15 protein-coding genes are annotated in these 12,818 nt (G+C 76.0%); 8 read left to right on the top strand and 7 right to left on the bottom strand.

Annotated features, from left to right (window positions below):
• Positions 1-28: 28 nt before the first annotated feature.
• On the top strand, positions 29-697 hold the full coding sequence (locus tag ACYX4T_RS08575; RefSeq protein ID WP_476014125.1) for a DUF2064 domain-containing protein: 669 nt from the start codon (positions 29-31) through the stop codon (positions 695-697).
• Positions 694-1,476, top strand: coding sequence for a class I SAM-dependent methyltransferase (locus ACYX4T_RS08570; protein WP_476014124.1), 783 nt, complete (start codon positions 694-696; stop codon positions 1,474-1,476). The genes ACYX4T_RS08575 and ACYX4T_RS08570 overlap by 4 nt, the downstream gene beginning before the upstream one ends.
• A 54-nt stretch (positions 1,477-1,530) precedes the next feature.
• Here the strand turns inward: ACYX4T_RS08570 and ACYX4T_RS08565 are convergent, their stop codons facing one another.
• Positions 1,531-2,391, bottom strand: a complete 861-nt coding sequence (locus ACYX4T_RS08565; RefSeq protein WP_476014123.1) for an SAM-dependent methyltransferase — start codon at positions 2,389-2,391, stop codon at positions 1,531-1,533.
• Between the two features lie 121 nt (positions 2,392-2,512).
• Here ACYX4T_RS08565 and ACYX4T_RS08560 point away from each other — a divergent pair, with 121 nt between their 5' ends.
• The 3 genes from ACYX4T_RS08560 (at position 2,513) to ACYX4T_RS08550 (ending at position 4,519) form a co-directional block, all read left to right on the top strand.
• The gene (locus tag ACYX4T_RS08560; protein ID WP_476014122.1) at positions 2,513-2,641 is read left to right on the top strand and encodes a hypothetical protein; all 129 of its coding nucleotides are present in this window, start codon (positions 2,513-2,515) and stop codon (positions 2,639-2,641) included.
• The gene (locus ACYX4T_RS08555; RefSeq protein ID WP_476014121.1) at positions 2,638-3,960 is read left to right on the top strand and encodes a hypothetical protein; all 1,323 of its coding nucleotides are present in this window, start codon (positions 2,638-2,640) and stop codon (positions 3,958-3,960) included. The genes ACYX4T_RS08560 and ACYX4T_RS08555 overlap by 4 nt, the downstream gene beginning before the upstream one ends.
• Before the next feature lie 70 nt (positions 3,961-4,030).
• The gene (locus ACYX4T_RS08550) at positions 4,031-4,519 is read left to right on the top strand and encodes a hypothetical protein (RefSeq protein WP_476014120.1); all 489 of its coding nucleotides are present in this window, start codon (positions 4,031-4,033) and stop codon (positions 4,517-4,519) included.
• Here ACYX4T_RS08550 and ACYX4T_RS08545 read toward each other — a convergent pair.
• Both ACYX4T_RS08545 and ACYX4T_RS08540 read right to left on the bottom strand, forming a co-directional pair.
• Positions 4,463-4,987 carry a GNAT family N-acetyltransferase gene (locus ACYX4T_RS08545; protein ID WP_476014119.1) on the bottom strand — a complete coding sequence of 175 codons (525 nt, stop codon included), beginning with the start codon at positions 4,985-4,987 and terminating at the stop codon, positions 4,463-4,465. The two genes, ACYX4T_RS08550 and ACYX4T_RS08545, sit on opposite strands and share 57 nt — an antisense overlap.
• Before the next feature lie 11 nt (positions 4,988-4,998).
• Positions 4,999-6,171, bottom strand: coding sequence for a uroporphyrinogen decarboxylase/cobalamine-independent methonine synthase family protein (locus ACYX4T_RS08540; protein ID WP_476014118.1), 1,173 nt, complete (start codon positions 6,169-6,171; stop codon positions 4,999-5,001).
• Positions 6,172-6,271: 100 nt separating this feature from the next.
• On the opposite strand from ACYX4T_RS08540, the gene ACYX4T_RS08535 reads away from it, so the two are divergent.
• The 3 genes from ACYX4T_RS08535 to ACYX4T_RS08525 are packed head-to-tail and all read left to right on the top strand — an operon-like array spanning position 6,272 to position 9,245.
• Positions 6,272-7,021 (top strand): IclR family transcriptional regulator, encoded by a 750-nt coding sequence (locus ACYX4T_RS08535; protein ID WP_476014117.1) that lies wholly within the window; start codon positions 6,272-6,274, stop codon positions 7,019-7,021.
• Between the two features lie 49 nt (positions 7,022-7,070).
• The gene (locus ACYX4T_RS08530; RefSeq protein ID WP_476014116.1) at positions 7,071-8,015 is read left to right on the top strand and encodes a PDR/VanB family oxidoreductase; all 945 of its coding nucleotides are present in this window, start codon (positions 7,071-7,073) and stop codon (positions 8,013-8,015) included.
• A 12-nt stretch (positions 8,016-8,027) separates the two neighbouring features.
• Complete coding sequence (locus ACYX4T_RS08525) at positions 8,028-9,245, top strand: cytochrome P450 (protein WP_476014115.1); 1,218 nt, start codon at positions 8,028-8,030, stop codon at positions 9,243-9,245.
• Here the strand turns inward: ACYX4T_RS08525 and ACYX4T_RS08520 are convergent.
• The 4 genes from ACYX4T_RS08520 to ACYX4T_RS08505 form a co-directional block, all read right to left on the bottom strand.
• Positions 9,232-9,675: a CocE/NonD family hydrolase gene (locus ACYX4T_RS08520; protein WP_476014114.1), complete on the bottom strand. Its 444-nt coding sequence runs from the start codon at positions 9,673-9,675 to the stop codon at positions 9,232-9,234. The two genes, ACYX4T_RS08525 and ACYX4T_RS08520, sit on opposite strands and share 14 nt — an antisense overlap.
• On the bottom strand, positions 9,672-10,235 hold the full coding sequence (locus ACYX4T_RS08515) for a TetR/AcrR family transcriptional regulator (protein ID WP_476014113.1): 564 nt from the start codon (positions 10,233-10,235) through the stop codon (positions 9,672-9,674). The genes ACYX4T_RS08520 and ACYX4T_RS08515 overlap by 4 nt, the downstream gene beginning before the upstream one ends.
• A gap of 7 nt (positions 10,236-10,242) precedes the next feature.
• On the bottom strand, positions 10,243-11,820 hold the full coding sequence (locus ACYX4T_RS08510; RefSeq protein ID WP_476014112.1) for an FAD-dependent monooxygenase: 1,578 nt from the start codon (positions 11,818-11,820) through the stop codon (positions 10,243-10,245).
• Between the two features lie 100 nt (positions 11,821-11,920).
• The gene (locus ACYX4T_RS08505) at positions 11,921-12,643 is read right to left on the bottom strand and encodes an AfsR/SARP family transcriptional regulator (protein WP_476014111.1); all 723 of its coding nucleotides are present in this window, start codon (positions 12,641-12,643) and stop codon (positions 11,921-11,923) included.
• Between the last annotated feature and the right edge of the window lie 175 nt (positions 12,644-12,818).

Raw genomic sequence — 12,818 nt, 5'->3', positions numbered from 1 at the left:
GGTAGTGATCATCCTCGCGAAGGTTCCCGTGCCCGGACGCGTGAAGACCCGCCTCGTCCCCCCGGCCACCCCGGACGGCGCCGCCGAGGTCGCCGCCGCCGCCCTGCTCGACACCCTCGACGCCGCCCGCGCGGTGCCCGACGCCGCGGTCCTGGTCGCGCTGGCGGGGGAGGTCCGCGACGGGGTGCGCGCCGACGAGCTGGCCGCGGCGCTGGCGGGGACGACGGTGGTGGACCAGGGCGAGGGCACCCTGGGCGAGCGGATCGCCGCGGCCCACGAGGAGGCCGCCCGCCGGTTCCCCGACGCGGTGAGCCTGCAGATCGGCATGGACACCCCGCAGGTCGACGCCGCCCTGCTCGCCGCGGCGTTCGACACGGTCGACACGGTCGCCGGCGCGGACGCGCTCGTGGGCGGCGCCCTCGGCCCGGCCGTCGACGGCGGGTGGTGGGCGCTCGCCCTGCGCCACCCGCGCCACGCCACCATCATCACCCCGGTGCCGACCTCACGGGACGACACCGGCGAGCGCACCCTCGCGGCGCTGCGCGCCGGGCTGCCCGGCGGGGTCCGCGAGCTGCCCACCCTCGCCGACGTCGACACCGCCGCCGACGCGGCCGTCGTCGCCGAGCTGGTCCCCGACGGACGGTTCGCCCGCGCCGTCCGCGAGCTCCTCCCCGTCGGACAGCGGCAGGCCCGGTGACCGGGACCTCCTGGGCCCCGACGGGCGCGGTCACCCCGTCCACGGGCGGGGCGTTCGACGCGGCCCTCACCGGCCGCGCCCGCCGGCTCGTCCGCGCCGACGGCGTGGTCGTGGCCCTCGACCCCGACCGCTGGCACGGCGAGGCCGACCCCGAGGACCACTGGCTCGTCGACCGCTGCACCGGGCCGACCCTGGACCTCGGCTGCGGACCGGGCCGCCTGCTCGTGGCGCTCGAAGCCCGCGCCGTCCCCGCGCTCGGGATCGACGTGTCCCCGGAGGCGATCCGCTACTGCGAGGCCCGTGGCGCCACGGTGCTGCACCGCGACGCGCTCGACGGCCTGCCCGGGCCGGGGCGCTGGGCGCACGTGCTGCTCGCCGACGGCAACATCGGCATCGGCGGCGACCCGGTCGGGCTCCTCCAGCGCTGCCGCACCCTGCTCCGCCCGTCCGGCACCGTGCTCGTCGAGCTCGAGCCCACCTCCGGGTCCTGGTGGCAGGGGGTGGCCCACCTCGACACCGACGACCTCGACACCGACCTCGACACCGACCTCGACACCGGCGACCTCGACACCGACCTCGACACCGACCTCGACACCGGCGAGGTGCCCCCCTCGACCCGGTGCGGTCCCTGGTTCCCGTGGGCGGTGCTGGGCGCGTCGGCGATCGACGCCGTCGCCGCCCGGGCCGGCCTCGAGGTGACCGCACGCCGCGACGGCACCCGCTGCTTCGCCGAGCTCTCCGTCGCGGGGACGCGCCCGGCGAGCCGCCGGGAGGCCTGAGAGGCCGGCACGCTCCTCACCGTCGCCGGCCCGGCTCCGACCCGTGACCGCGGGTCAGGGGATGCGGGCGATCGCGGCGTACCCGCCGGTGGGCCGCACGCCCGGGCGGGGGGTCGGCCAGTCGACGATGTCCACGAGGCGGCCCGGCGGCGCGACCAGCTCGAGCCCGCCGAGGCACTCGCGGATCTCGTCGCGCGAGCGCAGGACGACCTCGGTCGCGCTGCCGCGGTAGCCGTCCTGGATGGCGCGGGTGCTCGCGGCGAGATCCGGGTCGTCGTGGTCGGCGCTGCCGTGGCTCATGACGTGGACGCTGCCGGGGGCCAGGGCGGCGCGGTAGCGGGCGAGGATCGCGGGCAGCCCGGGGTCGGGCACGAAGTGCAGGACGGCGACGGTGAGCAGGGCCGTCGGGAGGTCCGGGTCGAGGAGGTCCCGGACGCCCGGGGCGCCGAGCACGCGGTCGGGGTCGCGCATGTCGGCACGGGTGACGCTGACGGTCGGGAGCCCGTCGACGACCTCGTGGGCGTGGGCCACCGCGACCGGCTCGACGTCGACGTAGGCCACGCGGGCGTCGGGGCGGTGCGCCAGCGCGATCTCGTGGACGTTGCCGACCGTCGGCACCCCGGAACCGAGGTCGAGGAACTGGGCGATGCCGGCGGACAGGCACCACTCGACCGCGCGGCGCAGGAAGTCGCGGTTGGCCCGGCAGACGGAGGCCATGTCGGGGTTCCGGGTGAGGATCTTCGCGGCCTGCTCGCGGTCGACGGCGAAGTTGCAGGCCCCGCCGAGCAGGTAGTCGTAGATCCGGGCGGCGTTGGCGCGGTCGACGTCGATGCCGGCCTCCATCGCTCGCTCGGGCTCCGGCCAGGTGACGGCCGGACGCTCCCGACCGTCCCGCTCCTGCGAACCCTCGGTCAACCCGCCTCCCGGGGTCGATCGCCGCCCTCTCCCGGGCGATCTTGCCACCATCGGGGCAGGTCGGAGCCCTCCCGCGTCGGGCGAACGCTAAGGTCCGACCAGGTCAGTGTGCGGGGGGACGATGACGCAGACCCAGCTCGTCCGGCTGACGGCGATCGAGCATCCCGAGCCGACGTACAAGCCGTACCGGCGCTCGGCCTTCAGCGTGTTCGCGGTGGCGCTCGCGGTGGGCGCGCTGATCCACGAGTGAACAGCACGTGGACGCCCTGGGTCGCCGTACCGGTCGCCGTCGCCGCGCTCGCCGTGCTCGTGAAGCCCTCCTCGACCGTCCGCTTCATGGTGCTGACGGCGACGCTGGTCGCCGAGTGCGTCCGGCAGATGCCGGATCCGGTGAACCACCAGATCCTCCTCGGGCTGATGGGCGTCACGGTGGGGCTCTGGTGGCTCGGCCTGCTCGCCACGCGCCCGCGGGTCGCCCTCGACCCCGGCCTGCTCTACGACCGGATCGCGCCCTTCCTGCGCCTCGCCTTCATCCTCATGTGGATCCTCGCGGCCCTCGCGAAGATCAACGCGGGGTTCCTGGACACGGCGTCGACGTGCGCGGTGTGGATCCTCGAGTCGATCCCGATGGTCCAGGTGCCCGCGATCGTGGTGCCGGCCGTCATCGCGGGGACGCTCGCCACGGAGCTGTCGCTGCCGATCCTGCTGGCGTTCCACCGCACCCGCCCCTACGCGGTGATGGTGGCGCTGCCGTTCCACGCGCTGTCCGCCCTCGCCGGGCACTCGTGGTTCTCCGGGCTCGCCTGGGCCTTCTACGCGCTGTTCCTGCCGCCGGTGGTGGCGGCCCGCGGCATCGCCGTCGGCCGCGCCCTCCTGCCGTCGTGGCTGCGGCACGGTGTCGACCGGGCGCTGTCCCGTCCCTGGTGGACCGTCGTCGTCGGCGGGGTGGCGTACGTCGTCGGCCACGACCTGGTCGTCCCCGCACTCGCGCCGTGGGACGGCGGCGCCCGGCACTGGGGCGCGGTCGTGGTCTGCCTGACGTGGATGGGGTTCACGTCGGTCGTGCTGTGGCGCCTGCGCCACCTGTGGTTCCCGGGCGACCGGCGGCCGCGCGCGAGCCTGCGGGTGGCCCACCCGGTCCTCGTCCTCGGGCTCGTGGCCCTCGTGCTCAACGGGGCCAGCCCGTACCTGGGCCTCAAGACCGAGGCCGCCTTCACGATGTTCTCCAACATCCGGACCGAGCCGGGCCACTGGAACCCGCTGCTCGTCCCCGAGTCGGTGCGCGTCGTCGGCTGGCTGGAGGGCGGCGACGTCCGCTTCACCGGCACCGACGACCCGGACCTGGCGGCGGAGATCGCCGACGACGACGCCGAGAGCATCGTGCTGATGGGCGCGCGCCGGCTCGCGGGCGAGCACCCGGACGCCACGGTGACCTACACGCTCGACGGCGTGCCGCGGGTCGCCGCGCCGGTGGCGGCCGACCCGGTCCTCGGGCGCCCGCTGTCGGTGCTCGAGGAGTGGTTCGGCGCGACGCGGCCCTACACCGAGGGCGGCACCTGTCAGCACTGAGCGCGCCCTGCCCCCGCCCCCGCTGGTCCCGCCCTCGCGGGCGTGGCGCCGGGCGTGGCGGACCTGGGCGGTGGCCCTGGTGCTGCTGCTCGTGCCGGTGCTGCGGCTCTGCGTCGCGACGACGCGCGGGCGGCTGCCCGCGCCGGGCGCGAGCGTCGTGCTGGTGGTCGTCGTGCTGGCGGTGCTCGCGGTCGCGGTCGCCGTGTGGGTCGCGGCCGGCCGGCCGCGGGTCGTGGTGGCGCACGTCCGGCGTGCGGGGGCGGTGCTCTCGTCGGCGGAGCGGCGCCGGGTGGGCTGGACGTTGATCGCCGGGGGCGAGGTCGCCCCGCCCGCACGGGCCTACGCGTGGGGCACGGCCCGGTCGATGCGGGTGACGCTGCTGGGGCAGAGCGTGCTCCTGGGGCTCGGGCTCCTGGCGTCGCTGCCGACCGTCGTCACCCCGGGGATCTCCACGACCGGCGTGGTGCTCGTCCCCGCCCTCTGGCTGGGCGCGGCGGGCCTGTCACTCGGGCTGGCGTGGCGCGCGGAGGACGTCGTCCGCCGGGCCGACGGGGGCTGACGCCGTCGCGAGGTCCTTCTCCCCGAAGAACACGGCGATGTGGTTGGCGTTGTACGGCGGGATCGGCCGGTAGCCCGCGTCGGCGAAGAGCCGCCGGCTGTGCCGCTGCTCGGCGCCGGCGTCGAGGCGCACCCGCGCGTAGCCCAGCTCGCGGGCGGCGTCCTCGAGCGCGGCGAGCAGCGCCCGCCCGACGCCCCGCGAGCGGGCCTCGGGCACCACGTACATCCGCTTGATCTCGGCGACGTCGGTGCCCTCGGGACCGAGCGGCCGCACCCCGCCGATCGCGACCGCCCGCCCGCCGGTGTACCCGACGAGGAAGAGGCCCCGGGGCGGCGCCATCTCCCCGGGCGTCGTCACCGATCCCGGTCGCGCGGCGCGCCCGGGGTACTGGGCGTCGAGGAGGGCGTTGAGGGCGGCGAGGAGCTCCCGCCCGGGCGGCTCGTCGGAGCGGCCCGGCCGGAACTCCACGAGCACCGACCCTAGGACACCCCGAGCCGCTCGGCGGCCATGCGCGTGCCCTCCACGCGGTTGGTGATCTTCTGGAACGCGACGTCGCGGGCGTAGTCGGGCGAGCCGTGGTTCGGCTTCTCGTCGATCGAGAACGGCGAGAAGCCGCAGTCGTCGGTGGACCCGAGCTGCCGGCGGTCGATGAAGTTCGCCGCGCGCTCGAGCCGCCAGGCGACCTCCTCGGCGCTCTCCACCCGCGGGTTGCCCGGGTTGATCACGCCGATGTAGGCCATCTGCACCACGCCGTCGGCGTCGGTGCGCAGGTTGCGCCCGATCGACTCGTAGACCGGGTCCTTCTCGCGCTCGCCGGCGAGCTGGATGAGGAAGTAGCCGGCGTTGATCGTGAACATCTCGGGCAGCAGGTTGTTGTACGGGACGTCCGCGGAGTGCACGGAGTCGCGGTCGCCGCCCGGGCAGGTGTGGACGCCGATCCGTGTGCGCTCCTCGGCGGAGAAGCGCGCCATGACCCCGTTGATGAGCTCGATGAAGTGGGGGAGGAGGCCCGCGCCGGTCCACGGGTTGCGCGGGTCCTCGCGCGTCGCGAGCCGGCCCTCGGTGAAGTCCACCGACACCCGCGCGGCGCCGGCGTCGAACGACTGGCGGATGTCGGACTCGCACTCGTCGATCAAGGTCGCCTCGAAGTCCTCGCGGCTGTAGCCGTCCACCGGATCCCGCAGCGGGTAGAGCAGCGCGAGCATCGACGGCGAGATGACCGCCTGCTTCATGGGCTTGCTCGCCCTGCCGATCGACTTGCGCAGCGAGTCCGCCGCGTGGTTGACGTACTCGAAGGGGCCCTTGACCAGCTTGGGCAGCTGGCGGCCGTGGCCGTCGGCGAAGATCGCGAAGAACTGCCCGCCCGGCGCCAGCGACGGTGCCAGGCCGGTGCCGGCGAGGGTGTCGGTGATCGGGTAGGTGGCGAACGACGACCAGCGCTGCTCGCCGTCGGAGATGATCGGCGCGCCGGTGGCCTCGTAGCGGTCGATGGTGTCCTGGACCGCGGCGTCCTGCTCCTGCTCGAGCGCGGCCTTGTCGATCCTGCCCTCGTCGTAGGCGGCGTAGGCGTCCTGCAGTTTCTGGGGTCGCGGCATCGAGCCCACCGGTTCGGTCGGGATCCCGGTGGCGGTGCGCGGGTCGTACTCGGGCATCGGGCGGCTCCGGCTCGTCGACGGATCGGGGAGCGCCCACCCGACGCTAGGGAGTGACCTGGGTCACGTCAACGCCGTGCGCATCGGGGAGGATGGGCACGTGGCGCACTCGTCGTCGGGGGAGTCGGTCCTGGAGCGCGTCGTGCGCATCCTCGAGGCGTTCACACCGACCGACCGGTCGCTGACCGTCGGGGAGGTGTCGCGGCGGGCCGGGCTGCCGACGACGACGGGGTCGCGGATGGTCGCGGACATGGTCGAGCACGGCCTGCTCGCCCGGGACTCCGACCGCCGCGTGCGAGTGGGCACGCGGCTCTGGGAGCTGGCCTCGCGGGCGTCGCCGACGGTCTCGCTGCGCGAGCTCGCGATGCCGGTGCTCGAGGAACTGCACCGCGCCGTCGGCCACCACGCCCAGCTCGGGGTGCTCGACGCCGAGCAGGTGCTGTTCGTCGAGCGCCTCTCGGCCGACCAGGCGGTGATCAACTACACGCGCATCGCCGCACGCCTGCCGCTGCACGCCTCGTCGTCGGGCCTCGTGCTGCTCGCCCACGCGCCCGCCGACCTGCAGGAACGGGTGCTCGCCGGCCCGCTGGCGCGCCTGGCCCCGGCGACGCCGACGGACCCCGGCGAGCTGCGGCGCCGGCTCGCCGACGTGCGGCGCGACGGCTTCGTCGTCTGCCCCGGCTACCTGCACCCCGAGGCGACGGGCATCGCGGTCCCGGTGCGCGACGAGCACCGGCGGGTCGCGGCCGCGGTGTCGGTGATCGTCCCGAACGACGACCGCGCCCGCGACCACGTGCCCGGGCTCGCGGAGGCGGCGCGACGGATCGAGCAGCGACTCGCTGCCCATTGAACGGGATCGCCGTTCCCGGGGACGCCGGTCACTCCGCATCCTCCCGCTCATGGACGGGACGGACCGGCTGGTGGTGCGGGAGAAGACGCGGGCGGCGGAGGGCGTCGTCACCCTGGTGCTCGCGCGGCCCGACGGCGGGCGCCTGCCCGACTGGGCGCCCGGCGCGCACGTCGACCTCACCTTCGCCTCGGGCGCCACCCGCCAGTACTCGCTGTGCGGCGACCGCTGGGACGCGCACACCTACCGGGTGGCCGTGCTGCGCGAGGTCGACGGGCGCGGCGGCTCGGCGTACGTGCACGACGAGCTGGCGGTCGGCGACACCGTCGGCTTCGGCGGCCCGCGCAACCACTTCGCGATGGTCCCCTCGGCGCGCTACCTGTTCGTCGCCGGCGGCATCGGGATCACGCCGCTGCTCCCGATGGTCGCCCAGGCCGAGCTCGTGGGCGCGGACTGGGCGCTGCTCTACGGCGGGCGCTCGCGGGACAGCATGGCCTTCCGCGACGAGCTCGCCCGCTTCGGCGACCGGGTGCGCCTGCACCCCCAGGACGAGGCGGGGCTGCTGCCGCTCGCGGCGTTCGTCGCCGACGCGGACGAGGGCACCGTCGTCTACTGCTGCGGACCCGGCCCGCTGCTGACGGCGATCGAGGACGCCACCGCCCACCGCCCACCCCACCTGCTGCGCACCGAGCGCTTCACCGCCGCCGAGCTCGGCGCCCCGGTGCGCGAGGAGCCGTTCGTCGTCGAGCTCGCCCGCACCGGCGTGACGGTCACCGTCGGCCCGGAGCTCTCCGTCCTCGAGGCCGCGCGCCGGGTGGGGGCGACGGCCCTGTCGTCCTGCGAGCAGGGCACCTGCGGCACCTGCGAGACGGCGGTCCTGGCCGGCGTCCCCGACCACCGCGACTCCGTCCTCGCCGACCACGAGCGCGCCGCGGGCGACTGCCTGTTCCCGTGCGTCTCGCGCTCGTGCACCGACCGCCTCGTGCTCGACCTGTAGAGGAGCCCCGGCATGACCACCACCGCACCCGCCGTCCCGGTTCTCGACGTCGACCCCTTCTCGCACGAGGTGCTCGAGGACCCCCTGCCGATGCAGGCCGCCCTGCGCGACGCCGGCCCGGTCGTCTTCCTGCCGCGGCACGAGCTCTACGCCGTCGCCCGCTACGCCGAGGTCCGGGCCGCGCTCGTCGACTGGCAGCGGTTCCCGTCCAGCGCCGGGGTGGGCATGTCGAACTTCCGCCACGAGACCCCCTGGCGCCCGCCGAGCCTGCTGCTCGAGGCCGACCCGCCGCACCACGACGCCCCCCGGGCCGTGCTCTCGGCGATCCTCGGCCCGCGCGCGCTGCGCCGGCTGCGCGATCGCTGGTTCGCCGACGCCGAGGACCTCGTCGCCGGGCTGCTCGACGGCGCGGGCCCGGTCGTCGAGCTCGAGGGGATGGCCGCGCTCGCCGAGGCGTTCCCGCTGCGCGTCTTCCCCGACGCGGTCGGCCTGCCGCGCGAGGGCCGGGAGAACCTGCTGCCCTACGGCGACCACGCCTTCAACGCCTTCGGCCCGTCGAACGACCTGGTGGCCAGGGGCGCGCCGCGCGTCGCCGAGCTGTCGGCCTGGGTGGGCGCGCAGTGCGCCCGAGAGGTGCTCGCCGACGACGGCTTCGGCGCGGCGATCTGGGCGGCGTCCGACCGGGGCGAGATCACTCCGGCGCAGGCCCCGCTGATCGTGCGCTCGCTGCTGACCGCGGGGGTCGACACCACCGTCCACGGCCTGGGGGCGGTCCTGCACGGCCTCGCGACCCACCCCGACGCCTGGGCGACCCTGCGCGCCCGCCCGGAGCGGGCGCGGGTGGCGTTCGACGAGGCGGTGCGCTGGCAGTCGCCCGTGCAGACGTTCTTCCGCACCGCCGAGGTGGACACCCCGATCGGCGGCACCGTGGTGCCCGCCGACCGCAAGATCCTGATGTTCCTCGGCGGCGCCAACCGGGACCCCCGCCACTGGACCGACCCCGACCGTTTCGACATCGACCGCGACCCCTCGGGCCACGTCGGGTACGGCATGGGGATCCACCAGTGCGTCGGCCAGCACGTGGCCCGCCTCGAGGGCGCCGCGCTGCTTACGGCCCTGGCGCGGCGGGTGGAGCGGATCGAGCCCGCCGCCGCCCCGGTCCGGCACCACAACAACACGATGCGCGCCTTCGCCTCGCTGCCGCTGCGGTTGCACCTCAACCGGGGGTGACCGGCACGCTCGTGACCTCGATCCAGCTCTCGCCTCCGCCGTGCACGGTGTTGCGGGCGAGGTAGGGCGGGACGGGCAGGTCGAACTGGCCCGGCTCGCCGTCCGACCGGCCCATCCCGCGGCGCTCCACGATCACGGGGCAGTACCCCCGGTCGGTGAACACGGGAGGGGACCCGATCTCGTTCGAGCCGGTGGGGATGCCGGCGGTGTGCCACTCGGTGCTGTAGCCGGCGAAGGACACGACCGCGGGGTACCGGCCGGGGACCGCGGGTGTGTAGACGTCGGCGTTGAGGGTGACGCCGCCGGCGACCGGGACACGCTGCCCGGCGTGCACCTCGGTCCCGAGCCCCTCCATCGCGACCGTGCGGGGCGTCCAGCCGGCGTACTGCGGCCCGGCGGTGGAGCGCTTCAGCGGGAGCTGCAGGGTCACGGGGGGTCCTTCCGGGCGGCGGCGAGGCGGTCGAGGAGGGTGCCGAGCAGGTGCTCGGCGAGAGCGGTGGCGTCGCCGCCCCGGGCGAGGGCCAGGACGGCGAGGCCGGTGGAGGCGGCCTGCAGCAGGCCCAGCGCCGCCGGGTCCGCGTCCGCGCCCGCGGAGCGCAGCAGGTCGGCGCCGAGCGGGGCGACGCCCGCGGCCAGGGCGTCGAAGGACGCGCGCACGGCCTCGTGCTGGTCGGCGGCCTGGGTCAGGGCGAGCAGGATGCGGGTCTGCTCGGGCGCGGTGAGCACCCGGGCGAGGGCGGCGACCTGCTCCCGCGAGCCGTCCGCGCCGACCCGGGCCTCCTCCAGCACGGCGACGCGGCGGCGCACCGCCTCGTCGGCGACGGCGACGAGGAGGTCGTCACGGGTCGGGAAGTAGTAGGTGAGGTGGCTCTGGCGCATGCCGGCCCGGGCGGCGACCCGGGGCTGGGTGAAGCCGCCGATCCCCGACTCGCCGATGACCGCGAGGGCGGCGTCGACGATGGCGGCGCGCCGGTCGGGCCTGGTGGCCACGAGGACCTCAGACCGCCGCCGGCTCGGCGGTCGGCGTGACGACGTGCAGCGTGTCGGTGAGGTAACCGCGCAGGACGTCCGGGTCGGCGGTGTCGGAGACCAGGCCGAGGTACCCGTCGGGGCGGACCAGGGCCATGCCGCCGTCCTCCAGGCCGTACGCGCGGGCGACGACGCCGTCGGGGTCGAGGACGTCCGCGCCGAGCCGCCGCACGACCGTCCCGAGGTCGCCGAGGACCCCGGGGAGCCCGTCCGCACCCCCCGTCGTCAGCAGCAGGAAGCCGGGCCGCGCCCGGAGCTCCTCGATCGACACCGGGACGCCGTCGGGACGCGTGAGGCCCTCGGGGTCCGGGGCGTGGTCGCCGGGCGCGGCGGCCCGGCGGCCGTGCCGACGCCCGTGGCGCACGGAGAGCGCGCTGTCGGGGTAGCTGATCGTCACCTCGGCCGCGGTGGCGGCGAGGGCGTCGACCGCGGGCCGGACGTGGCCCGCGACGAAGAGTGCGGCGTTGCGGCACGCGGCGGCCACCCCGGAGAGGGCGGCGACGTCGGTCATCGTGGTCGTCATGCGCACCACCGACGCGCCCACGGGGTGCCGCTCGTCGTCGTAGGTGTCGAGCAGCGCGGCATCGGCGCGCCCCCGGGCGACGAGGGCGAGCTTCCAGGCGAGGTTCGCCGCGTCCTGCATCCCGGTGTTCATGCCCTGCGCCCCGGCGGGGCTGTGGATGTGCGCGGCGTCGCCGGCCAGCAGGACCCGGCCGTGGCGGTAGCGCGCGACCTGGGCGTGGTGCACCTCGAAGTACGTCAGCCAGCGCGGGTCGTGCACGCGGACCGCGCCGGCCATGCGGGTCGCGGTGAGCGCCTGGATCTGCTCGAGGGTCGGGTCGCCCGCGCCCTCGCCGGGGTCGTCGACGAGGAACATCACCCGGGCGCGGGTCCCGAGCAGCGGGAAGAGCATCGCCAGGCCGTCGGGGTGGGCGAACATGCGCAGCGTGTCCGGCGCCAGGTCCGTGTCGACCTCGACGTCGGCCATCGCGAAGTGCTGGCCGTGGAAGGACCCCTCGAGGTGCGTGCCGACGAGGTGGCGCGTCGTGCTGTGGCCCCCGTCGGCGCCGACGACCCAGCCCACCCGGGCGGTCTCCTCGCCGCCGGGCCCGTCCAGCGTGACCGTGACGCCGTCGGCGTCCTGGCGCAGGGCCGTCACGCGCACCCCGCGCTCGACGGCGACACCGAGCGCGGCGGCGCGCTCGCCGAGCACGGCCTCGGTGTCGGGCTGGGCGATGTCGAGGATGTAGGGGTGCCGGCTGGGGATGTCGGAGAAGTCGACGTGCGCGCGGACGTGCCCGCTGCGGCCGTCGAGCATGGCGAGCCCGCGCATCCGCCGGCCACGGCCCTCCAGGCCCGACAGGACCCCGAGCGTCGCGAGCATCTCCAGGCTCCGGGCGTGGATCGCCACGGCACGGGACTCGGTGGTCGGCTCCGGGAGGGCGTCCACGACCCGGACCCCGACGCCGAGCCGCGCCAGGTGGCACGCGGTGGTCAGCCCGACCGCACCCGCGCCGACCACCAGGACACCGTCCGTGACACCCATGCCGTCCCCATCTCCTCGGTTGGTAGCCCAACCAATTACAGAACGCCTGCTCAGGGGCGTCAAGGGGCACTTCGTGGGGTGCCCGCTCGACCGCGGAGAGTCAGTCCGCCGGCCGGCCCAGCAGCGGCCGCACGAGGGCGCGGATGGCGGGGGAGGGCGGCAGCCCGAGCTCGCTGCGCAGGAGCGTCCGGAAGCCCTCGTACTGGCCCAGGGCCTCCGCGGTGTTGCCCTCGGCGAGGTGCACCTCGATGACGCGGCGGTGCGCGCTCTCGCGCAGCGGTTCCTGGGACACGGCCTCGAGCCCGGCGCGCAGGGCCTCGCCGTAGCGGCCCTGCGCGCAGGCCCGGGCGCAGCGGTCCTCGAGCGCGTGCAGGCGCAGCTGGCGGTGCCGCTCGCGCTCGACGAGCACCCACTCCTCGCACCACCCGGGCAGCAGCTCCCCGCGGGCGATCGGCGTGCCGGGGCGGCCGTCGTCGGTGTCGGCGTCGTCGTCGGTGTCGTCGAGGGCGTAGAGGTCGACCGACGCACCGCGGTGCAGCGCCACGTTCGTGGCGTCGGCCTCGACGAGCGCGGCCCGCTGCGCGGCGGGGACCTTCCACAGCGCCGAGCGCAGGCGCGTCAGGGCCTGCCTGTCGGTGACGTCGGGCCAGAGCGTGCCGGCGAGCTGGCCGCGGCGGACGGGGCGCCGCGCGAGCGCCAGGAACGCGAGCACCCGCTCGGCGGTGGGCGTGAGCCGGACGTCCTCGTCGCCGACGCGGCAGGCGAACCGGCCCACGAGGTACAGCTGTGCCGCCACGGGGGCCAGGGGCACGTCGATCGTCATCGCCGCCGTTCCCGCCGGGTCCGCACGCCGCGGAGCCGGCTGTCGCACGAGAGCTGGAGGGGCGGCGCGACTGACGGGCTCAACGCGCGATCCCCACGGTAGGGACGGCCGTCCGGCGGCGCGACTCGGACGAACGGCGCGACGGACGGGGTCGGGGTGCCCACCGGGACGGCGC

The organism is Actinomycetospora sp. ABD4_176, assembly GCF_056311855.1.
This window is presented reverse-complemented; position numbering and strand designations above follow the sequence as displayed.